21 protein-coding genes are annotated in these 23,052 nt (G+C 33.9%); 10 read left to right on the forward strand and 11 right to left on the reverse strand.

Annotated elements, in window-relative coordinates; translation table 11 throughout:
* Positions 1-16 precede the first annotated feature (16 nt).
* Positions 17-712 carry a winged helix-turn-helix domain-containing protein gene (locus IW510_RS11940; protein ID WP_202059902.1) on the reverse strand — a complete coding sequence of 232 codons (696 nt, stop codon included), beginning with the start codon at positions 710-712 and terminating at the stop codon, positions 17-19.
* A gap of 198 nt (positions 713-910) precedes the next feature.
* Positions 911-2,023: a tyrosine-type recombinase/integrase gene (locus IW510_RS11945; protein WP_202059904.1), complete on the reverse strand. Its 1,113-nt coding sequence runs from the start codon at positions 2,021-2,023 to the stop codon at positions 911-913.
* Positions 2,024-3,403: 1,380 nt separating this feature from the next.
* Here IW510_RS11945 and IW510_RS11950 point away from each other — a divergent pair.
* Positions 3,404-4,459 (forward strand): ankyrin repeat domain-containing protein, encoded by a 1,056-nt coding sequence (locus IW510_RS11950; RefSeq protein WP_202059906.1) that lies wholly within the window; start codon positions 3,404-3,406, stop codon positions 4,457-4,459.
* A gap of 143 nt (positions 4,460-4,602) precedes the next feature.
* On the opposite strand, the gene IW510_RS11955 is transcribed toward IW510_RS11950, so the two are convergent.
* From IW510_RS11955 to IW510_RS11985, 7 genes are all read right to left on the reverse strand, one after another.
* On the reverse strand, positions 4,603-5,631 hold the full coding sequence (locus tag IW510_RS11955) for an FUSC family protein (protein WP_202059908.1): 1,029 nt from the start codon (positions 5,629-5,631) through the stop codon (positions 4,603-4,605).
* Positions 5,632-5,905: 274 nt separating this feature from the next.
* Positions 5,906-7,621 (reverse strand): metallophosphoesterase family protein, encoded by a 1,716-nt coding sequence (locus IW510_RS11960; protein ID WP_202059910.1) that lies wholly within the window; start codon positions 7,619-7,621, stop codon positions 5,906-5,908.
* 377 nt (positions 7,622-7,998) lie between these two features.
* Positions 7,999-8,874, reverse strand: coding sequence for an Abi family protein (locus IW510_RS11965; protein ID WP_202059911.1), 876 nt, complete (start codon positions 8,872-8,874; stop codon positions 7,999-8,001).
* 533 nt (positions 8,875-9,407) lie between these two features.
* Positions 9,408-10,067: a hypothetical protein gene (locus tag IW510_RS11970; RefSeq protein WP_202059913.1), complete on the reverse strand. Its 660-nt coding sequence runs from the start codon at positions 10,065-10,067 to the stop codon at positions 9,408-9,410.
* A gap of 41 nt (positions 10,068-10,108) precedes the next feature.
* Positions 10,109-10,387 carry a hypothetical protein gene (locus IW510_RS11975; RefSeq protein WP_202059915.1) on the reverse strand — a complete coding sequence of 93 codons (279 nt, stop codon included), beginning with the start codon at positions 10,385-10,387 and terminating at the stop codon, positions 10,109-10,111.
* Between the two features lie 168 nt (positions 10,388-10,555).
* Positions 10,556-11,929 carry a reverse transcriptase domain-containing protein gene (locus IW510_RS11980; protein ID WP_202059917.1) on the reverse strand — a complete coding sequence of 458 codons (1,374 nt, stop codon included), beginning with the start codon at positions 11,927-11,929 and terminating at the stop codon, positions 10,556-10,558.
* A gap of 1,458 nt (positions 11,930-13,387) precedes the next feature.
* Complete coding sequence (locus IW510_RS11985; protein ID WP_202059919.1) at positions 13,388-13,735, reverse strand: helix-turn-helix domain-containing protein; 348 nt, start codon at positions 13,733-13,735, stop codon at positions 13,388-13,390.
* 157 nt (positions 13,736-13,892) lie between these two features.
* Here IW510_RS11985 and IW510_RS11990 point away from each other — a divergent pair, with 157 nt between their 5' ends.
* From IW510_RS11990 to imm48, 9 genes are all read left to right on the forward strand, one after another.
* Entirely contained in the window at positions 13,893-14,648 is a 756-nt protein-coding gene (locus tag IW510_RS11990) for a LysM peptidoglycan-binding domain-containing protein (RefSeq protein WP_202059921.1), read from the forward strand.
* Between the two features lie 74 nt (positions 14,649-14,722).
* A complete protein-coding gene (locus IW510_RS11995; RefSeq protein WP_202059923.1) occupies positions 14,723-14,962 on the forward strand; it encodes a hypothetical protein in 240 nt (79 codons plus the stop codon).
* A 4-nt stretch (positions 14,963-14,966) separates the two neighbouring features.
* Positions 14,967-15,299, forward strand: a complete 333-nt coding sequence (locus tag IW510_RS12000) for a hypothetical protein (RefSeq protein WP_202059926.1) — start codon at positions 14,967-14,969, stop codon at positions 15,297-15,299.
* A gap of 970 nt (positions 15,300-16,269) precedes the next feature.
* The gene (locus IW510_RS12005; protein ID WP_442896417.1) at positions 16,270-16,626 is read left to right on the forward strand and encodes a DUF3846 domain-containing protein; all 357 of its coding nucleotides are present in this window, start codon (positions 16,270-16,272) and stop codon (positions 16,624-16,626) included.
* A gap of 72 nt (positions 16,627-16,698) precedes the next feature.
* On the forward strand, positions 16,699-16,962 hold the full coding sequence (locus IW510_RS12010) for a DUF3130 family protein (protein ID WP_202059929.1): 264 nt from the start codon (positions 16,699-16,701) through the stop codon (positions 16,960-16,962).
* Positions 16,962-17,333 carry a DUF3958 family protein gene (locus tag IW510_RS12015; RefSeq protein ID WP_202059931.1) on the forward strand — a complete coding sequence of 124 codons (372 nt, stop codon included), beginning with the start codon at positions 16,962-16,964 and terminating at the stop codon, positions 17,331-17,333. Before IW510_RS12010 ends, IW510_RS12015 begins: the two co-directional genes overlap by 1 nt.
* A complete protein-coding gene (locus IW510_RS21575) occupies positions 17,320-18,831 on the forward strand; it encodes a T7SS effector LXG polymorphic toxin (RefSeq protein ID WP_202059933.1) in 1,512 nt (503 codons plus the stop codon). Before IW510_RS12015 ends, IW510_RS21575 begins: the two co-directional genes overlap by 14 nt.
* Positions 18,832-18,843: 12 nt before the next feature.
* The gene (locus tag IW510_RS12025; RefSeq protein WP_202059935.1) at positions 18,844-19,320 is read left to right on the forward strand and encodes a hypothetical protein; all 477 of its coding nucleotides are present in this window, start codon (positions 18,844-18,846) and stop codon (positions 19,318-19,320) included.
* 14 nt (positions 19,321-19,334) lie between these two features.
* Positions 19,335-19,736 carry an Imm48 family immunity protein gene (gene imm48, locus IW510_RS12030; protein WP_202059936.1) on the forward strand — a complete coding sequence of 134 codons (402 nt, stop codon included), beginning with the start codon at positions 19,335-19,337 and terminating at the stop codon, positions 19,734-19,736.
* Positions 19,737-19,892: 156 nt separating this feature from the next.
* Here the strand turns inward: imm48 and IW510_RS12035 are convergent, their stop codons facing one another.
* Positions 19,893-21,743 carry a Z1 domain-containing protein gene (locus IW510_RS12035; protein WP_202059938.1) on the reverse strand — a complete coding sequence of 617 codons (1,851 nt, stop codon included), beginning with the start codon at positions 21,741-21,743 and terminating at the stop codon, positions 19,893-19,895.
* A complete protein-coding gene (locus IW510_RS12040) occupies positions 21,740-22,945 on the reverse strand; it encodes a restriction endonuclease PLD domain-containing protein (RefSeq protein ID WP_202059940.1) in 1,206 nt (401 codons plus the stop codon). The genes IW510_RS12035 and IW510_RS12040 overlap by 4 nt, the downstream gene beginning before the upstream one ends.
* Positions 22,946-23,052: the final 107 nt, after the last annotated feature.

Consider the following 23,052-nt stretch of genomic DNA (forward strand, 5'->3'; position numbering starts at 1 on the left):
CACTCTATACCAATTGCTAGACTTCGCTTAGCATATACCCTTTGGAACGCACCGTTCGAATAAGCATCGGCTCTACACCTGACTTTTCCAATTTACTTCTTAAGTGAAAAACCAGATTCGCCACCTTATACTTATTATTTTTATAAGAGGTTTGCCAGATATGCTCATGAATCTCTTGGTAGGAGACCCCTTTCAAGTAGTTATCACACAGCAGCTGCATCAACTGAAACTCCAGTCTCGTTAATGCAATTTCCTCTGAATTTCCAGAAAATTTAACACTCAGGTTATGCGGGATTAACTCAATCCCACAAGGCTTGTCAACAAACTGCTCAATCATTTCCTCTTTCTTATCTTGCTGGTACCGTTTCAGCGAATTGTTAATCATCAAATTTACCGCTTCCGGCTCATCTTCTTTTGTGAAGGCGCCATCCGCCCCCATTTGAAGATAAATAATTTTTTGAATCGGAGAAGGTTCCTCAGAAAATACCCAGATAAGCGGATTGGACTTTTCCTTAATTTTCATGATTAGTCCGCAGATTTTCCCAATATTTTGATTAGTGTCTTCCTTAAGAAAGACACCATCCAAGTCACTGATTATTGCATCCATATTCTCCGAATCAACCTGAACAAGATTGCATTTAGAATTACTCAAGTTTTCTATGTACGTATGCTCAAATTCATCTGTTGGCTGATTGACACCTATGTTATACATCCTTCATCCTCCTTCTTATGTAGTTACAGCATTAAATTTCCAATTTTTTTATCGATGTTTTATTATTTAGTGAAGCAGATAGACAAGCAAAAACACTTTTCTTGTAATTTAGTATTACAAGAAAAGACCTTGATTTCTCAATGAAATCAAGGTCTTTTTCAATAACTGACGATTTTTATGACGGTGAATAGATTCGTCTCAGCTGTTTTTAAACTGCAACCGATCGATAATTTGCATCGCTTCTTTTCTTTTTTCCCACAATGAATCTGCATAGGTATCTAAGGTCAACTTAACCGATGTATGTCCTAATAATTTACTCAATGAAGAAATATCTACATTATTCTCTATACAGCGTGTCGCAAATGTATGTCTCAGCATATGAAAATGAAAAGATTCCAGCCCCGTCCGCTCAATTAAGCGCTGTAAGCGATAATTTATGACTCTTGGTTCCGCAAAATGCCCATTAATAGAAACCACATATTCTGAATCGCTACTCTTCCTTTTTTCAAGCAGATATTTCTTCAAGCGTTTGGCAAGAGGTATCTTCCGAATAGAACTTTTTGTCTTTGGTGTATCAATTAATACTTTCGTTTGTCTCAAATTATCTGGGTCTGGAATTCTTTGTAGTGTACGGGTCACGTGAATGATTCCATAATCGAAATCAATATCTGACCATCTCAGTCCGCAGATTTCTCCGACTCTCATCCCGGTTGCCAAACCAATAATGACTGCTGAACAGCCCGTTTCTTGAAAGGCCAGCTGTTCCAATTTCTTTTGCTGTTCAATAGACAAAGCATGCACTTCTCTTACTTTATTACGTGAAGAAACCGTCAGCTTACGACAAGGATTCACTGCTAACTGACCCGTTTGAACAGCATAATTAAAACTGCTGCTTAATATGGTAAAAACATTTTGAATCGTATTCTCGGAATATTTTTTTGTCGACAGCTGCTCTAAAAATGCCTGAACATCTTTTTGTTCTACTAAATGAAGCTTTTTATTTCCCAGAAATGGAACAATATGATTTCTCAGTTTCGATTCATAGCTTGTCCATGTGGATTGCTTTACCTGTTCTTTAATTGCCGTATACAACCAATAGTCCAACCATTCAGCGGTTGTACCATCAAATACCTTGAGGTTAGCAGCTGGAAAATGCACCCTCTTTTCTGACAGTTTTTGTCGAACCTCGCTATACTTTCTTCCATATATGTACCCATAAATGATTCGTCCATTTTTATTTCGAGCTTTCTTATATCTTCCCTCCCATCGCCCATCTTTCCTTTTGTAAATGTTTTCTCCTCTTTTAGCCACGTTGCTTCACTCCCATTTGACGTTTCATTTGACGACTTATTTGCATTCTTTAAAAGCAGATTCCTTGAAATAACTTACAATACATCAAAAATAAAATATATTCTCTCATTTTTTTGTTTAATAAATGAAAAATATTAGAAATATTTACCGTTTTTGGTATAGACTATCAAAAAAATATGAATTATAATTTGAATACATCGAAATAATATCAATATTTTCTTTTCTTGTAATACTAAATTACAAGAATCTTATTTTAAACATAAATTTAAATGATAAAATACTCCATTAATTACATAATAAGGCATTTCCTTCGTGTTATAGCTAACAAATATGTATTTTATCTTTTTGGTAAAGTTTTTACTTGATAATAAAAATTCATACGTACAAAGTTAAGAAAAATAATACCTGTGTATTCTTATAGTACGTACTAATATTAAAATGGTATTTTTATAAATATACCCTTTAAGCTCTTTTGATGAAATAGTCAGTGATTCCATTTCATCTCAATAGTTTATTTTTTTACTATTATTTTAAGAATCTTATGTTCCTCTCATATAATCAACTCACGATGTGCAAAAAAAGACCGGATTTCTCCGGTCTTTTTTTACGTACTGTCAGTATTTTCAGTTGTGTTATGGGTAGGTAGTATTATCTTATGAAGCGTTGTTTGTCAGGTTCAGGTCTAATATAATCTCATTTTTTTAAGGTCGTATAGTCACTGACAGTACGGTCGAAAAGAATTCCGCTTTAAACTTTTCATTAAGGCAATAGTAGGTAAACCAAAAAAACAGTATCGAGGGGACATATGTCTCTCTCAATACTGCTTAATCAACAATTATCTATCCCTGTCCGCATTTACTCAATCCCGTTCGGCCTTTTTCAAAAAACCAATCCGAAACAATCATCGTCCTTTGTCCTCTCCTCATTCTGTTTCTCTGCATACGAAATACAGAAAAATAAAAAGAGTGGAAATTTCTAATGAAATTGAGTAAAATAAATACAGGTCAACGCTCGCGTTGGCTGACTAAGGCAACTTGTATTGATAGGTCACACTATCCTTACAGGGCTTTGTTTCATGGTTGCCGCCATGAAGCAAAGTGCCTTTTTTTATTTTGATTTACGCTACTATTACATGCTTTATTTTAAAGAGAATCCGTTTAATAGTCAAGCTAAATTAGCGATAGCATCAATAATTATCAGTAAATATGCGGGGTTTCACGTTCTTTGAAAACCAGTCTTTATGAAATAGATAGACAACTCCTAGCAGAAATCTCCTCGCTTCTATCTTTTCTTTATCCACATAGATTATTTCCCACTATATTTCTCTTCTATCGTTTATATTATAATAAAAGAAACAAAGCTAACCTTGGAGGTCATCTTGTGAAAAGAAAAAGAAAGACATTACCCAAAGATTTTGAAGACATCTGTGCACGTGGACAGCTTAATGAGTTAGAAGCTGTTTATCAACACTGTGATTTAGAAGCTTATACCGGCTATAGCAAAGCTACCGCCTACAGCTGTTTCGGTATCCCTGAAAGCTTCATTGTTTGGCTAAAAGAGCAAGGAGCGGACATTAACGCACAGGATACCTATAAGAAAACAGCACTACATCATCATGCCGTTTATTGGAAATCCAGTATCGGTGCTTTACTGCAAAATGATGCTTCGGTTCTTGTTGTTGACGCCAACGGAAACACGCCCTTGCACGAGGCAGCTAGAGCCGCCAGAACGGCAGCGGTAAAATCGTTGCTCGCTTATCATGCACCAATTGATGGGAAAAATGATGCAGGAATAACCCCTTTAGAGCTCTGTCTAATCCAATGCACAAACGCTAGTTTGACAGAAGCCGCGAAAGTCGTCGAATTATTAGTGGAAGCCGGAGCAGAAAAAAATGAAAAGATGGCTGACCATGTAAAAAAAATCGGTGAAACCTTTGAATTTTACCGCAGCAATTTCAATCCGGAAAGCCTTGAAGAAACAGATGTAGCACTGCAAACATTATACAAACAGTTCAACGTGACGCCAATTTCCAGAAGAAGAGAGCATGATGGTCTCTCTCCCATCTCGGTCAACGCAACAACCTGGCAGAAGCAGCACGGAGAGCTTTGGGAGTTATTAGTACCAGGGAGCGGTCCTTGTCAAACAGTACAAGGCGAAGTCATTCGTATTACCGGAAAAGCGGCAGACGAGATTTTCCGAAACGGCGGCGGTAATTGGGATCGTGACTATAATAAAATGGTTCGTTCGTTGAATGACTATTTTATGGTTGGGAAACCACTTCCTCAAGAACAATTGACAGAAACCAAGCAGCTTACAAAAGCAATCAGTGGCGGTAATGGCGATGAGGAGCTGGGGCGACTCAGTGAATTGGCCGTTCAGTGGGTATTGCTGAATCCTGTGCCGTTTAAATTAGAGACACCTGATTATAAGCGATAAAATAAAGCGTATCACAACCTTCTTTTCAGATATCAAAAGAGTTGTGATACGCTTTAGTGTTCAAGCTTATAAGTAAGATTACTAAGAATCGGGTACTTACTTTTTACCCCTATCCGTCCATTATCAGTTTCCCGAAGTGAACATCATCTATCTGATGCTCCCTTATCCGGTTGAAGCTGCTGCAAACAGTACTCCATCACAAAAATCAAACACATCGCCAGTAAACTTCCGATCAATGCACCGGATAAACGCATTGGAATCAACTCAAGTGGCACAAAATTTGTACCGATGGCCATCAGAAGCAGTACCTGCGGATTCGTAAAGAAATTTGCTACCATATAATTGATTGGCATATAAAATTCCGTCAAAATATTGAGAATAACCAATATTACTGCATTGATTTCCAGCGGCAATCCCAAAGTTACTAAAAGAAAGCCCAGCATGATACCAACAATCCCGCCCACTACTCGACCAACTGTCCGATTCTTGATTCTGTCCATATGTTCTCCGGCCAGTACCGCAGCCGCAGAAATCAAGACCCAATAACCATTGCTCCCCCTTAAAAGATAAGCTATGTATGTCGCAATAAATAAAACCATAGAGAAGTGCAGTGCCTTTACCAGCGTATTCGGATGCTCATACATCGTCAGATAATATTTATCAACAGCAGACAACTGCTGATAGCGTTCTTTCGGTATTTTATGCGGAAGCTTTTCCAGCAATGAAATCAAACAGCCTGAGAATAATGAACCGGCTATTCCATATAACAGGTAGGTGCTATGATGCAAAATTCCAACAAATGAATCTGCCTGAAAATTGAACCCTGTGGCGTAAAGCATAATCACAAAAAAATAATCCGGCTTTGGAATACGAAAAACCTTCGAGGCTACAAAAGCCGCAAAAGATAATATACTAATAATGAACGGTGCACTCCAAGGAATCATCGCCGTTCCAGCTCCCAATATAAACGCCGTCAATAAAGAAAGACCATGAATAGAAATAGCCTTCATGTTATAGGCCAGTGAGCGATGTTGAAACGCTAAATAAGAAAAAGCCCCCATCGTTCCTACTGAACTGATTTTCAGATCGTTCGTTAGGATACCTATCACTAGAGGAACAGCCATCGCCAATCCAGAGCCTAATGGACGCAATATTGTATTTTTATCCTTCATAAATACCCTCCGTTTCTATATTTTATTGTACAGTTTTTTCATTGAAATCTTTGCTAACGCGCGCTCGACGAGAATCAGTTACTGAAAATGATAAAGGAAATTAGTCAAACTCGTGAACAGTATCAAAACGCCTAGTAAGGATAGGAAGAAATACTTATTTTTACAGCTTTACTTTACATAAAAATTGTTCTATCCAAATTTTCGGATAAAGTAAACATCACAATTTCTAACAAAAGACACCGCACAAAGACTGCGCAGCGTCTAGTAACAGACTCTATCTTCCACTCAAATCCTGTTGGTTAATCAAACTCATCAATTCAAAACCGGTGTTCATATCTGAATAAATGGAACAAACAATGAATCGCTCTTTGCCTGCAAACTCCACTACACCATATCTGCCAAAAGCTGCTGGTATGTGATGATGTCCATGAATGGCGCCAATGATGTTATACTGCTCAAATAACTGCTCGATTGCCGATTCTGAACATACATAGGCCTTATTATAGGACTTGCTTCTTGGTGACAGTCTGCTCAACTCATTGAACAACGGCGCATGAGAAACGATGATGGTTGGAATCTCTTTATCTTCACCAAGCTCTTTCTTCAACGACTTCAGAATAAATTTCTGCAGGCTCTTCTTTCGTTGAACCAATGCCACAGGGATGGTCAGACCGATATAGCGAATCCCCTCATGAATGATACTGCTATTATTCAGCACCTGCATCTTAGGAAATCTTTTTTCAACTTCTTCCTTCACAACTTCGTAATAGTCGTGATCGCCAACAGGCAGCAATGGCCACGCGTCATCGGGATTTTCCATAAGCAGCTTAAACCATTCATACTTAGCGAAGGGCTGCCATTTCTCCCACTCTTCATTGCTCGTTTCAAGATTTTTAGGTAAAACTGCAGCTAATTCATGATTTCCTAAAACATAGATACCTTTGATTTTTTCATTGGTGACATCTGAATCTATAATATCTCCAGCCAAAATATTATAGTGTGTATTGCTGAAGGGGAATCTGCCATCAGTAATATGCATATCCGACACGACATTAATTATATTCATATTCTCTGTCGGCAACACATTTTCAAAATACTGCTTCAATTCTTGCGGTTCCACACTATGTGCTACGTAATTCCTACGAACGTCAGAAAGCTCTTTCCCATACGCTGAGCGTAATAGCGGTTGGTTATTCGTAAGCATCGGTTGTGTCGCATGGAGGATTGAACGTTCAATGGTTTGCTTGATTTCTTGAGGCAGCAGATCCAATGCTGGTGCGATATCTGATTCGTAGGTCAGCTGTTTATACATTTCTTCACCTTCCAGAGCTGCCGGTATCGTAGACTCCAACAGCTGGATGTTTTTCCCATCTGTCGTCAATGGTAAGGCCTGTGTAAGCTGTACGACAAAGTTGAGGTATTCCGAAACATAGCCGGCTATTCCTGTTTTTACATTTTCACTAAACAAGAACTTCCCCGCCAGATTAGCTGACAACGGCCCCGTTTCATCATGCTGCAGCAAACGCCCTAAAATTTGAATCTCCAACAAAGGATTTTCCAGAATTGCACGATAGGCTTGTGCGACTTCAGGAGAGTCTTTGCTCACTCGCTTCCCCGTCACCTGAAAAATGCTGAGCACCAAATACTGCTCGATGTTCGGCTTATGCATGTCGATATAACGGCGTACCTCTTCCGGATGAAGCAGATACTGAATCGCTGCCCGTTGAATATAGTTTCTCGCTGTATCATAAGGAATCGCTGAATAGACAATATCACCTCTTGATGAGATGGACATCGAATTGTCCCTCATGTTACAGGTTAATTGGAAATAATCATTTCTAAACAACGTTTTATTCACAGGACGCCGCTTGTTTTCAGGATACAGCTCTAACCTGTCAGCCAATGCTGCTGGTAAACCAGCTTCTGCTTTCATGGATGAAAGTGATTGATTTTCTCTTATTATCAGCTCTTTGCTTTTATCTGATGCCATTCGTACCTCTCACCTCCGAGGATTAATGCTTATTTTGTCGTAGTTTATAAAACTATGTATTTGCTACGCTTATTATAGCATTTCTTTAGTTGGTGGGAGGGGATAAAAGAGGTAAGTGCTTAAAAATTGGGTGGGGGGAATGAATATTAAAAAAGACACCTTCTCGCAATGAGAAAGTGTCCTAAAACCCTTGATATAACAAGGTTTAACGTTTTGAGAACTGTGAAGCTTCACGGGCTTTCTTAAGACCCGGTTCGATTGTTCGGACTTTGAATGAGTTTCAAAAACCTTTAGTGTCAGTGGATACAGCGTGATTCATGTTCAAAAATTTTATTGAATTTCAAATGAAAATATGCGAGCCTAAAAATATTCATAATTTATTCGTCAGAAAGATATTCTTTCCAATTTTCTGGAAATCCATATAACTTCCAATCTATTCCATCCCTATTTTCATTCCTAATTCTTAAAATATTTTCATAGAACGACTGCCAACTGCCTTCTTGCAAAGAAACTTTTCTACAAATAACTAAAACTGAAAATAATGATGAATTACTAATTTTTGTAATTTCTTTTTTTGTTAACTTTGGTTTTATGTTTAACCTTCTATCATACAACCTACTATTATGCCCACACATATTTCGTATAACAGAGAGAACATATAGCCAGTTTTCTAAATATATACTGCTAAAGCCTATTGTTTCTTTGGCTATAATCTTCTTCATATCGGGTTTCAGATTATTATAAAATTTTGATAAATCGCCAAAACTAGACATTTCCAATGCAGTCCATATCGGAAATATCTTTTCATATTTTTGGTTATAGTGCTTTACAAACAACTCGTTTCTTTTAATGGCCCTCTTTACCGATTCCTCAAAAGTTGCTGCCCATCTATCATACCAGTCTTCTTTAACAAAATTTTGTTTATTATAGTGATCAACTGGGCTATAGTGAAATGCAAATGCATGTGAAATAATAGTTCTATAATTAATTTCGATATCTTCTAATAAACCAAATAGAAGCTTTTTTAGTTCTGCATCTGTATCATAAATATTGATAATCTGATTAAAAGATGCTCCATTCTTAAAATTATCTTTACTTTTACAAAGAGTAAGCCAATAACCAGAGAGCCTAAAATAGCCTATACTCTTAAGATATTTTTTAGCTGTGTTCTCATCTTCAATAACCAAATTACGTTTTTTTAACAATTCTATTTGTTCGTCATAAGTAGTAGCAGGCTTATTATAATCAACCATATTAATCTCCTATAAAAAAACGTCCCCGCTTGGGACACATCGTTGAGAGGTGTGCGGGGTTCTATTAACTCAAATATATCTTATAAAATATTATAAGTCAATCGCTTTTAATCAAGAATCAAACTACCGTAACTATCATATCTCTGTATGTCATAAAAAAGTAGTAATTTTCTCTAATATAAATATACCTCAAAATTCTTGTCTAAAACTTCGCATTTAGTTCATTTTAAAGTTACTTCTTATGTATAAAACAATAACTAAAATAGAATACTTTCATATTGTCTACAAACCTATAAATTTCTCCATAATTATCCCCTTCATTCCACTTATTCGTCATATTTAGAACAACTAATTTTCCCAGTAATTATGAATTCTTTTTCCTTTATACTTTGTAAAAAAAAGACACCTCCCAAAGAATGGAAAGTGCCTCGAAACATTTCGGTTGAATGGTACTCGATTTCCTGAGAAATCTCCGTCCCGTACTATATTCGTAATCGAATAAATATCTTGCACGTCAGAATGCACATTCACATTTAATACAATAATTCTATTATTTTATATTCAGCTTCTCCATTAATTTTTTTATAGTTTTCATTATTTTTAATGTCTTCAATTGACCGATATTCCCAATATTTTCGCGCTAAAGTGACTGGAGAGTTATTTTTATCATTCATGCGTAATTCTTTTAGATTAAACGATCCACAATCGTTCATGAGCCTGTTTCTTCCGACATTTTTTAGAGATTTCTTTATCCCTTCATAACTGGTGGACTGACTATATGTTGCATTTAAATCTCCATGTCTCACATAGTATCTAATTTCTCCATTTGAACTTTCTACCGCTCCTGTTGGTTCACTCAATATTTCTGTAACCTCAACAAGACTTTCTTTCAGTACAATGACTTTTGGATTGATGAAGCTTATCTCATAGTGTCCTAATTTATGACCCAATCGACCTCTCCCTATACACTCTAAAACTTCTCCTTCCGATAATCGGTGATCTACATATCCTTTGAATAAAGGAATTAAAGAAGGATTTTTACGCATATATTCAGATTGATGCTCAATGACTTCACCTAAAAATTTTACATAATTCTCTTCACTATGCCATTCCACATTTTTAACTATAACTTTAAACTTAGCTTTCCAATTATCTTTTTCAGCTTTTTTATACCATTGAGTTTTAGAATCCACTTCTTTTCCTCCATAAATATATCATTATTTGTAGCGATTAATTAATAATCTATATCATTAACATCTTGAATAAAAGTTGGCTTTTGCATTTGAGCTAAGAAATCTGAAAGTATATCCACTTGTTCTGACTCATTCATTAATGAACCTGATAATATAATTCGTAATGAGTAACTTCCAGAAGGTTTGTATTGATTTAATTTTTCAATAGCATCTACATTAAACTTATCATATTCTTTACCAATGACACGTTTATAATAGACTATGTCTTTTGTTATTGGTAATTTTAATTCTTTTCTCAACTCTTTAGATATCCCCATCATTAATCCTCTCTAAAAAAACATTTTTAAAAACTTTTAGAACTAAATATATTTTATCAAATGTAGACAATATTTAAAAGGCACTTTTCAGACTAGAAAAGTACCTTTTACTTTTTTCAAATTATTCAATTCAAAGTATAATTAGAAAATGTAACAGTTATATTAAACCATTTATATCTTAACATGTAATTTAATCCCAAGCCTTTTTTCAATTTTCCTTTTGCGATTTTTTATTTGACGCATCATCAGATTCTTTGTCTTCGGAGACAGCTCATCAAATTTTTCTTGTGATCTTTTTGCATATGAAATAAAGTTTCCATACGGCTTTAATTCCGTCCCTAAATCAGTGTATAACAAATATAACTGTTTTCTATAAGGTATTTTCTTCAAATTCTTTTTTCTCTTAATACGATTACCTCTTCTAACTAAATCATATGCATTTCTATAAAATTTATAAGGGCTTTTCCCTCTCATCCTAACACTTTTCCCGTCAAAAACGAAACCTAGATAGTCCACGCGTGAGTCTTCCTGATTCTCTAAATTAACTATTTTAGAACCATCATATTCATACTTAGCTGTCTTTTTTTCCTGCAAAATAATTTTATTTTCTTTCGCTATCCTTCGAACTTCAGACTCTATTTCATTAAATTCACTCAATCCCATGTTAACTATTTGAGCTTTAGGAATCACCAAAATAAAATCATCGGAATAACGATTATATACTCCTCCATATTGATTAGCTATTTTCATTAATTCTAAATCAAAATTGACACTATATATATTGGCAAGTACACCACTAATCGCAGTTCCTTGAGGAATACCAAAAGAATTTTTGTTGTATTGTGCTTTATGTTCTTTTTGATATTTTCTTAATTCATTAATTGATTTGAAATACCTATGTTGCTTATTTCCCCATAATTCCTGATCCTCTCCACAAATCTCGTTAATCTCCACTTTATCATAATAGCCAAATTTAGTAACAGAACGAAAAACATTGTACCAATCTTTACTCAGTTTCCTATTTTCCATCAGTTTAGCATCAGCTAGAACATCAATTAGATTATTTTTCAAAATTCTATGATCAAGCCTATCAAAAAAATCAGTAAAATCTCCAACCAAAACATATGCATTTCCAAAACAAACAATTTTATTGATAATTTCTGCAGAAAAATCTATATTCGACTGTCTAGGCTTGTTATCTCGATAAGCGAGAGAACAGTTATCAATTTTATGTCTACTCGCCCATATATCATAGTCCTTATTTACTAAAATGGAATAATACTTATAAATATAGCCATCTAAATGTCCAGCATACATGATTTTTCTTTTCTTCTCTTTGATAGGACGATTTTCTATTTTAGGATTAGCTTTTCCTGTAAATTTTTCAGACATATCAACATAGTGAAGGAAAGGCAAAAAACTATGAAACATAATCTTTTTAGGATTAGTTACATAGTTTTCAACATTTCTAAAATGTACTCGTCTGTCAAAATGAAGATAACCTTTTATATTAAAATGCTTATCAACAATTTCTCTATCTAGCATTTCTATACCTCACTTTTGAGCGGGAGAAATATCAGGCCTAGCCCCTGATACATATTTCTCCTGCACCGGGACATAATCGCCACACTATTGCCCCATTTTTTATGTGCAGCATGCCAGGGTTACTCAACTCATATGTTATGATATTAATGACTATCCAGATAACTCAAAGAAAGGTGATCTCATGGAAATATATATCCAATTGTTTATCTCCTCACTCAGTTGGTTATTTCGATTAGTAATAACGTTATTAATAATTGAAATAACCCCAATCCAATACTTGCCAAGTTGGCTGATTAAATTGTTAGTAGACAGTTTCAAACATCATATTCCATCAATCTTAAAATTTGTGGACACTTTCATTTTATCACAAAATGAAAATAATTTCATATCAAAATATTTTTTTATTCTCAGACTGTTCAATTCTCTTTTTTCAATCTCATAATCCTCAATATATCATCAATCTTCAAGGCATCCGCTATCCACTCAATATGTTACAGATAGCTTCTCTTTCATTCTATCGTTAGAAATATTACTTAAATTTGATGGTTCTATTCTTTATAATCTAGCTAATTCTCTTAAATTTTTCTGCTAGCAACTCATTTATCAATATCTCGACTTTTGCTTCATGTTTATCTTCAATCATAGTAATTTCCTCCTCCAAACCAAATATTATTATCTATATAAACATAGTGTAATTGGAAAAAGAAACAAGCAATATAACTAAAAAAACTAGGAATCAAACAGACTTCTCAACAATTTTTATTTACCTATGTAGCACAAAAAGGCGAAGTCAATCAACCCTTGCATCCTGATTTGCTAAATAATAAAATAAATCAGTTAGAGAAAAAATATGAGCTTCCTCACATTATTCCTCATGGTTTAAGACATAGCTTTGTTTCTGATTTAGTAGACAATCTAATCATCAAGTCACCGGTTGGGCATGGAGAAACCTCTAACATAATTCGTGATGTTTACGGTCATGCAAATAACCAAACAAAAATCAATACGATTTAATTATTAGAGAATTATGGAAGACAAGAGTAAGAGCTTGGTTACGACTGGCTAAATAGTCGTAACCAAAACAAAAAAAAGACACCTTCCAAAAACTGGAAAGTGTCTTGAAATCTTTCGATTGAATGGCACTCGATTTCCTGAGAAATCTCCGTTCCATACTGTATTCGTAAGCGAATAAATTCGCAACGACTCCAGCAATTAACGCTTAGAGAACTGTGAAGCTTTACGAGCTTTCTTAAGCCCTGGTTGGTCACTCCCTGATTTCACCTAGTTTCAATCCGCATTAGAGTAGAGGAAATTTAGCTCAACTTTGTTGATTTACTATAAACGACTTTAAGCCATATTCATTACGCCGTAACCAAAAATCGTAACCAAATTAGATTATGGTACATCAAAAAAACTACAGCTATAAATATATTTTAATTAGTACTTACTATCATCATTTTACTTTTCTTTTTTATTGACGATTTTACTCACTAAAACTGAAATTGCATCAATAACAGCCTCTTGATCTTCTTCGGGAACTTTCTCTAAATCCTTTAATAAATTTTCAATCCCTTTACTACTAGCAGGAAATTTAAAGTTGAAAAAATTATCTAACGAGATATTTAAAGCATCTAGAATTTGTTCCAAAGTATCTATTTTGAGATTATATTTTTCATTTTCTAATTTGTTTATATACTTAGGTTCTAAACCAGCCTTTTCTGATACAGTTTCTTGGCTAAATCCTAGTTCTTTCCTAAAATACTTTACTCTTTTAGCTATAAAATTTCTAAGGTTACTTTTTTCCATTCCATACACCACCCTTATTCTTTTATCATATAGTGGTTTCCAGAACACTTTAATGGCGTCTAAAGCCACTTTTTATAAAAATAAGTGTTGTTTAAAACACTATCAAATGTTAAAATCGTATTTGTAAATAGTCATAATTCAAGGGAGGAATATATCAATGAAAAAGTTTTTATTTATGTCATTATTTAGCGGAGTCCTATTAACCACAGGATTAACAAGTACAAAAACAGCTTATGCCAATCCATGGACAGCTAATACACCAGACATGTTAAAAATTCAGGACGGACAAACTAGTTATACTATGATCCTTGGAGATACTTTATGGGCGATATCTCAGCGGACTAACCTGACTGTTCAAGCTTTAGCAGATATCAATGGCATTAATTTAAATTTAGGAGAACAATACTTATTGCCAGTAGGACGCACAATTTATTTTGATGGAAATACAGTTATTGTAAAAGAAATAAATGGAAATGTTATAAGCGAAACTGTAGTGAGTGACGAGCAAAAAATTAACCCAAATCAAGATATTGGTGTAACAGTTGATCCGTCAGTTACAACTCCAACCACACCTGTAAGTCCTGTTGTCCCAGATACATCAGTTAAGCCAGCAATACCAACAGAGCCTACAAAACCTGTTGAACCTACTAATCCGATTGATCCAGTAGATCCAACGGAACCAATTAATCCAGCGGAGCCTACTGATCCAGAACCCGAATTACCACAGCCCCCTTATACTGGAACCCAAATTCCAGGTGTTGAGAATGGAATTGTAGGAACTTATTCAGATGAAACTGCGCTAATGGATGCGATGGATGATTACAAGCTAACGAATGATTTACATGGCTCAGATTGGGATTATGTGATTTTAAATAATGGTTATGGATTCTATGCGGTGTGGGTAACCCAATAAGTTAGTACGAATAAAGAAACGTATATAAGTATGTAGATAGTCTATTATTTTCATTCATATTAGGAGGTAATAACATGGTTGACTATAAAGATTGCTTTACAAAAGATGAGTGGTACGAATTAATGACAGCAAAAGAAGTTGCTAATAATTCTCCTGTTGAACTTCGTGTCTCTTCTCCACTCTTTGGAAAAGAAACAACATACTCACTCTTCTTAAATGATATTTCCTTAATAGGCCAAGGATTCACATTATCAGATACCAATTGGCCTCATGCAAAACAAATACTTCAACAGCACTTTAATCTAAAGGAATAAACATATGAAAGATTTAATGACTAAAAAAAAATTGTTTTTACAGGCTACTCCGGTTCTATTCATTTTGTTCTTTTTATTCTACAAAACCATTTTAGGGTTTTTAGTCATGCTTTTCGCATTTTTTATAGTGATACTGCTAGCAGTATTCTTTATTTACATGACAAAAAGATCCATTTACCATAACTTTTTTAGTCCCAAAGCAAAAGAACGAGAACAATTACAGAAAGATGAAATGCAAGTTCGAAAAAAAATAAAACAAGCTACTCAACAGCAACGAGAAATGGAAAAACAAAAACGGAGTGACCGCATATTTAACAAGAGGAATACGTGGGAATAGACATCTTCATAGATGTCTATTTGTTCAGTAACTTTTTAAAGATGATTAATATTTTCTGTATTTAAAAATCCTTTATTCTAGCTGTGTTACCTATAATTATGCGATAAAATGGTTTTTAAAGAGGTGATGGCAATAGATTATTCACAACTATTTTCTGACATTGAATGGCTAAATCTAAAAGATACCAAACAACTGGTTGGTGAAAATCCTGTTAAAATCTTTATTAATACCGAACCATACCACTATATTCTAGAAGTTTACCTATCAGAAATATGCATTTTTGATAAAAAGGTGGATGATATGGTTCATTTAGATGTCCTTAAAAGATTTCTAATATGTCTTTTTAATGTGGAAGAAATGATTGTATAAATTGTTATTTATTCATTTTGAGGAGAACTAACTATTTTCGTGAATAAAATAGTTAATTCTCTTTTTCGTTGCTGTCATGCTATTTGCTAGTGAGAATCAGTTGAACATTATAGCTGATTGATTTTTTTAGTGAGAATTAATTAGACATATCAAATATGAAATCATTGTATTTTACTAAAATCGTGAGAATTATATAGACATTTTAGTATTTATGAAATTAAATTGTGAGAATCATCTGAACATATTAGACATAGAAAATGAGTTTGAATGAGAGAAAATTGAGCACATCACCAAAAAAATTAGTTTATCATCATGATAAACTCCAAGCAATTTCTTCAAAAATAAACAAAAAAACTGCTTAAATAGTACTTTTTTTGTAGAACAGCTATTTATTTAAAAAGTTTATCATGATGATAAACTCCTACTTTTTTCAACTAATATGTGTAGAGTATTCTCACCAAACTATATCACTCAATTTTATGTTTAGAAAATCCATATTCGTTATTTTATATTAAAAATTCAACTCCCCTATTTTTTGAATACAAATATATATACTATGATAAAATTAAGGTTAGAGAGTAATAGAAAGGACTAGTTGATAATGTCATATGCAATAAAAATATATCTTAAAGATGATGTGGTTATGTCTCACAGAATCACTTGGAACGATGAAAATGACCTAGATGTAATTCAGAAAAGCTTAAATGTTGATTCCGCAGATGTTCAATCACTAACTAACTCAATTGATGCTTGGGTTGATGATTTTGGAGCATTAAAAAAAGGGAATTATATCATTGGTTTAAACATCAATAGTCACGATTACCAACTAGTAGGGAAAATTCTATTGTTAGGGTTAGATAGCGACACCGGAAAAACACGTGGTTTATCGAAAAAAGAAATAGAGTGGATCAATCACAATATCCAAATTTGGCAAAAACCAATTGGCTTTATTAACTAAGTGAGTTTTACAACAGTGGTAACAGAAGTTATAATATATTAAACAAATTGAATAATAAGGAGATTAAAATATATGGCTGTTATCAAAAATAATCCAGAACGTGCGGAACACTATGCATCACAGCTAAAAACACATGGTACCGTCTCATTTGATCCTGCAGTAACTATTAGTTTTTCAGAAAGCGGAGCAGTATCTGGGCTAACACAGGCTTTGGCACTTTCTACTGAAGTAGTCACTCTATTTTCTCAGGTTGCTACTAAAGAAGGAGATAATATTACTAAGTTATCTAATTATTGGATAGCAAAAGATGCTGAAATTGCTGGGGGAGCAAACTAATGACGAAAGAAACTCTCTCTACAGAAGAATTGCAAAAAAAAGAACGTCAATTAGCGGAATACCTTGAAGACTTGGATAGAGAAGAAAGGAAAATGTCCGAAAATTTGGAAATTTATGAGCAAATCCAACAACAAGAACAACGTTTGTTAGAAGAAGTTGCTTTTCTGAGCCAAGGAACAGTAGCCGAAGCCTCTGCCCTTCGATCTTATGATGAGCATCAACTAATTGAACGCCAAAGAAGACAAACATTCTCAGATATTGAAGAAGCATTCCAACAACAAAAACGTTCATTAAGGGAGACTTTAAGTGACACAGAATATCAACGAATGAACATAGAAAATCAGGAGGAAACAACTAGTGACGAAGATTGACTATTCTGAATTAACAAGTGTTCAACAAACTGTTCAACAAGCTAGATTAGCTATTTTAGATCATTTTAATCCATTCAACACTACTATAAATGAGTTTTCTGGTGAATCTGAGCTTACAGGAGATTCATGGGACTCTGCTAAAAACTATTTAACTCAACTTCCGCCCGTCGTAACAGGAGTATTCAACACGTTGGCAGAGGTTGGTGAAACATTAGACCTCTATCTTTCTAGTTTTCAATCAGAGGTTGGTAGCCCTAAAAACAGATTGGATTCGGAAGAACTTATTGATTTAAACAATCGTTTAAATAGTATAAAAAGTGAAAAGGCCTCTATCTTAGCTGAAATTCAACGAGGCGCAAATATAGTAAAATATGGACCACAAACAACCATGTTTGGTACTTCTTTCTCCAGTCTTGGAACTACCGCATTAGATAACTCTATTGAAGATTTAAACAAAGATATTGAAATACTTGAAAAATATGTATCTTTTGAAGCAGCACATGCTAATGATTTCTCTACTGTTCAAGATGCACTCACTCAATTAAAAACAGGTTTGTCAGAATTAAATCGGTCGGTTTCTTTTGAAGCAGGCACAGGAAACTTTTCTACTATTTCCCTAAAAGATAAAGAATGGTATAAAAATATTGGTAAATATAATGAAACACAACCAACAGAACGCCTAGAAATGGTGAAAACTTATAAAGCAATGTATAGAGAAAATGGAACACTGCTGGGTTATGAAGTTGTTTACGAAATTTATAGAAATGGCGAAAGAAATGAAGAATTAACAACTAAAATGACTGATATGATGAGAGAAGCTCAGTTAGGTGAGTTGGGTAATTTTATCTTAGAAACGACAGGAATCAATGATTTCTATAGATATTTTAATGGTGTTGACCCTATTACCGGAGAAAAGCTAACAAATAATCAGCGCTCCCTTTCTGGCTTATTAGGATTGCTAGGAGCCGTATCTACTGCTGAAGGAATCAAGATGCTAACAAATTTACAAAAAGGTTATGCAATGATGCAAGGTGTAGATATTGCAGATGATATTGCTAGGGCAAGTACCGTCTCTGATGATATTTTGGTCGATTCATATAAGAACTTAAGAACTAATAAAGACATACCTGGTCAAGCCCACCACTTAAATCAAGATGCTGCATTTAGAGATTATATTCCTAAAAATGATGGATTAGCAGTAAAATTAGAAGGGAATATTTTTACAGACATTGGAAGCCCACATTATAACGCTCACGAAAGCTTAGAAGGTTTTTGGAATAATTATAGAAAAAATGGCGATCTACTTGGATTAAAACCTTCATTATCTGATTATAATGCTGCATTAAAGCAATCGCTTCTAAATGCCGGATTATCCGAAGCACAAGCAGATGCAGCTGTATTAAAAGCTGCTGCCCAACAAGCAAATGCAGGGTTATTTTCTGATGATTTTATCCCTCGAATCCCTGGGAGAATAAATCTGCCAAAACCAAAACCTTAATGGAGAATACCAATGAATTTAAAAAAAGAGATTATCCTTTCCTTATGTACCATTGATTTTTTATCACATACTAAAGACTTGAATATTCCTTTTGAATACCCAAAAGATTTGAAAGATGCAGCAAAAAGCATAAACAATCTACAATGGGAAAATCTTTGTTTAGAAGAGATTGGTAATGTTACTGCATTTCTCTCAAAAAATCATAAAGAACTATATAAAAAGACTTGGAATGAACTAGCAATAGAAATAAAGAAACAAGTCATTCCAACTATTGAGAAAAAGTTAACTACCTTAATTGAAGAACAAAAAATTTTGAAAGAAATGATAAACCAAATTTTATTTGATATAATAAATATTGCGTTGTACAAAAGTTATGATGATATTTACACATCTGAATTTTATGATTTATTATCAAATATTTACCAAAGTGGCTATATTCCCTGTGGTTGGAATGGACAATATCCCAAAGGAACTATAAAAGTAATTTGAATGGAGTGAATGTTTTGGAAGAAAATAATAATTTTTTCAATCAGAGTGAAGTAATATCAGACGAACTACTTAAAGTGGTTAAAATAAATTTGAATGATGAGCAAGAAAAACAGATATTAAGCACATATCTATTTGGTATGCTAAATGGCCTTGGTAGAGAATGCGGAGTTAAACCTACAGATATTCAAGCTAATTTAATTAAGTTATTAACAAACAAACTTAATTATTCCATCGAAAGTGCAACTCAACTAAGTCAATTTATTATTAACTCAACAGATAGAGAATTTCATCCTACAATGTTTTCTATAATCCATCGCGGATTAGAAGGTTACTATATGTACAAAGAAAAAGATTATACTAAATTGGTGAATGATTTTACTGAAATTTTAGATACTATAAAAAAGGAAACTGACTAGATAAAAATAGCATTATTAGTGAATGACAACAATCCATACAATTATAACTTTTATTCGACAAGACGATATCTTCATCTTTAAATCGAAACGAATAAGGAACGTTATACTCTGATAGAGCTAGTAACGTTCCTTTTATTTGTTAAGTTATTAACTTTTTTATTCTATGATATAGTAGTCTTTCGATTTCGGTAATTTGATGTTTGGTACCCATATTGGGTGACCTTCCCAACCTTTCTCTTTTTGACCTTTCACACAGTACAGTGTTAAAACAAATTGATCTTCATATTGATTAGTTTCAGCCCAATCATTTGGAGAAAGCAATGCTCTTGTTGCACGAGTGATATCTCTATCTCTTCTCACTAATAAGCGACCTTGAGTAGCTGGACTACTTTTGAACAAAGATTCAATAATATTCATATAACCTTTTAAATTAAATGATTCTTCTGCCTTAAAATGCTTTAAGAGTTGGAGGACAAATCCCAAACTGACATTTATCGCATCATCTTCATCTCTAAATCCATCAACCATAGCCGTAATATCATCAAAAGAATGGTTTTCTGGTTCAAGTGGAAAATGATTAGAGCCTCCAATCACAATATCTAGTATAGATTTATCTAATACATTATTTCGTGTGGGATTAAGGCCACTTGGATATGCGATAGTAAAATTGGCTCCTCTTTTTACTTGGTCAATAATGTGATTATTAGTTTCATTTATATCATAAAATAACTGATACAGTTCTTGAGTACAATATAAACTAACCAATCCTGGATCTCTGTCGTAACCAAACATCCGATTGTGTTGCCACATTGTATCTGCTTGGGGGGCCTTGCTAGTTCTTATATAATAAAATGTGTTTAATCGATTGAAGGTTATGCCTCGGCCAAGTGTATTTCCTCCAATGATAAAGTTGCAACCAGTTTCATAATCAGAGCTGGTATCCGTACTAGTTCCATTTAGAGTCAATATCTGATAATCAGATGAAATCAACAATGACTTGACCTTATCGTTTAAATCAGAAAGGAGAACCTTAGAACTTTTTTTAGGATCAATTAAATCGTATTCATATTTGATCATTTCTAAAATCTCAATATCGTTAATATGTGCTTTTAGATACAAAAGCATTTCTTCCAGCTCTTTTTTTACCTTCTCATGGGAAGCCTGTCGAATACCTGGATGCATTAAACAATTGGATACATTTTCATTATTCAAAAAAGCCTGTGCCGTAACAACTAGATGCCGAATCACAACTTCTTTCATACACTCTACTGAGGTTTTATTATCTACAAACCTTACATGTTTTGGAACTTCACCTGAATTTGGAAAGAAAAAATTCCCTCCTAGATACCCCTTTCCAGGTTCAAAGTAGTAAGTAAAGCTTGGATGCCATTCTGTATTTAATGATTGAAGTAGCAAAGCTTGCGGTGTTCCAGTTACTTGAAGATAGATACTCGCTATAGCTGTATCTCGGATTTCAGTTAAATACTTATTAATTGTAGAAACATCATTTTGATTTACTTTAGTATTTAAAGAAGCAGCGTCAGCTTCATCATCTATGATAAATAGCGGATTCCCTCTAAAACTTTGCATATTTTTTAAAATATTTGCCCACTCTCTTAATATACTGGTATTTTTCTTTAAAACGAGTATTGCTGGTTTTCCATTTGCATTTTTAAATTTTTGTTCTTCTTTTTCATCACAAACAACAAATGCGGTTAAATCCTTTTGTGTTCGTTCAAAAGTTTGTTGTTGTAAGCGAGTGTTATCAGTAGTTAATAAAATAAAAAAAGGAAAACCTCTATCAACAGCTTCTGATGCTATAGCAAAGACTTGTCCGGTCTTTCCTGATTGAACATTGCCAAGTAGCATACCTATTTGATTTGATCTATAATTAAATTTAGACAGATATTTATTCCCAACATCATCAGCTGTTTTTTTGACAGAATCTGCTAATTCATCTTGGTTATTATCTCTAATACTTTGTACATATGTTTCTAAATAAGTCATCCATTTTCTCCCCTTTCCTTGTCAAAGCTAATAGTCCATACATCTAGTGGTTCATAAGTCCATTGACTCTTATCCAATCGACCATTATCTTTTCTATTATATACACGCCCTAATTCCTGACGGTTAGTTTTGGTTAAGACCAATACTTCCATATTAGCTTGTTGAAGCATCTCTGAAGTAACAACACCCAAATGATCTGGGTCTTTGTTTACATCATCAACTGGTAACAATAAACCATTAGCTACAAGTCTCCCTTTAATCCATCTCCCCAGAATACGATCACTATCATAAGCAGTAAATTGTTTATGATTATCACTTGTAGTGTGTGCTTCGAATTGATACCCATCATCAGTAATAACGAAAAATGGTTTGTCGGTGGGGTATGAAGGTAAACTCCAAACATCTTTTGCAACAGTTAATTGAGTTTCATACCAATTACGTCGGTCGTAAGTCCCTTTAGAATTCTTTCTCCCTACACCATAACAAACATTAATATTTGATTTTGCAAAATCATTACGGTCATTACTAAAACGCTTATCAAAAAGAGGAGCTTTTATAGGAAAGCGAATTGTAATATCTATTTGTGAATTTTGGTATGTTTCAACAGCACTTTGGGTAAGATCAGTTATATTTTCAATTCCATTTAATAGCTCAATCGGTTCATGAACAATTCTAAACCCTTCTAACTCTGAAGCTATAGATGTACAACGATTTTGTAACATCTCAAGGTGTTCAGCAAACTCGATATTTTTTTGTAAATCATCAATGGAAGTTGCTATTTCATATTGTCTTAGTGTAGTCCCTGTAGGAGCAAGTACACTAAGATTGGCAGAACCTTCAATCGTTCTGAATATGCTTCCATTTTTCCAGAAAGTATATAATTTTCCATGATAACTCATATTGTTAACAAAATAGATGTTTCCAATATTATTACGCATCCACTTATTATGCAATTTTGTAATCTCAATATATATACTTTCAGGAATTCCATCTGTAGCGTACATACCAGCAATTAAGGTTACATTTTTCAAGCTATGCTCTTCTACCAAGCGGTCAAGTTCAATCAAGCTATTTCTTGATACATAACCAACAGCAAAAACAATTTTATCTGAAAGAGCTATGTTAGCCTTGATTTCATTTGCAATAGTTTTCTGATCTTGTCCAATGGTTAAGGGCGGAATATTTGAATAAAGAATTTCCATATGATCAATCCTCTCATTTTTGTAGTCACATATTTATACATTAATGATAGCTTGTTTACACCTTTTTATCCACCCTCTTTAGAAATTAAGCGAATTTTGTTGCACTT

This window comes from Enterococcus sp. BWR-S5 (genome assembly GCF_016745255.1).
In the GTDB taxonomy this organism is placed as follows: domain Bacteria; phylum Bacillota; class Bacilli; order Lactobacillales; family Enterococcaceae; genus Enterococcus_L.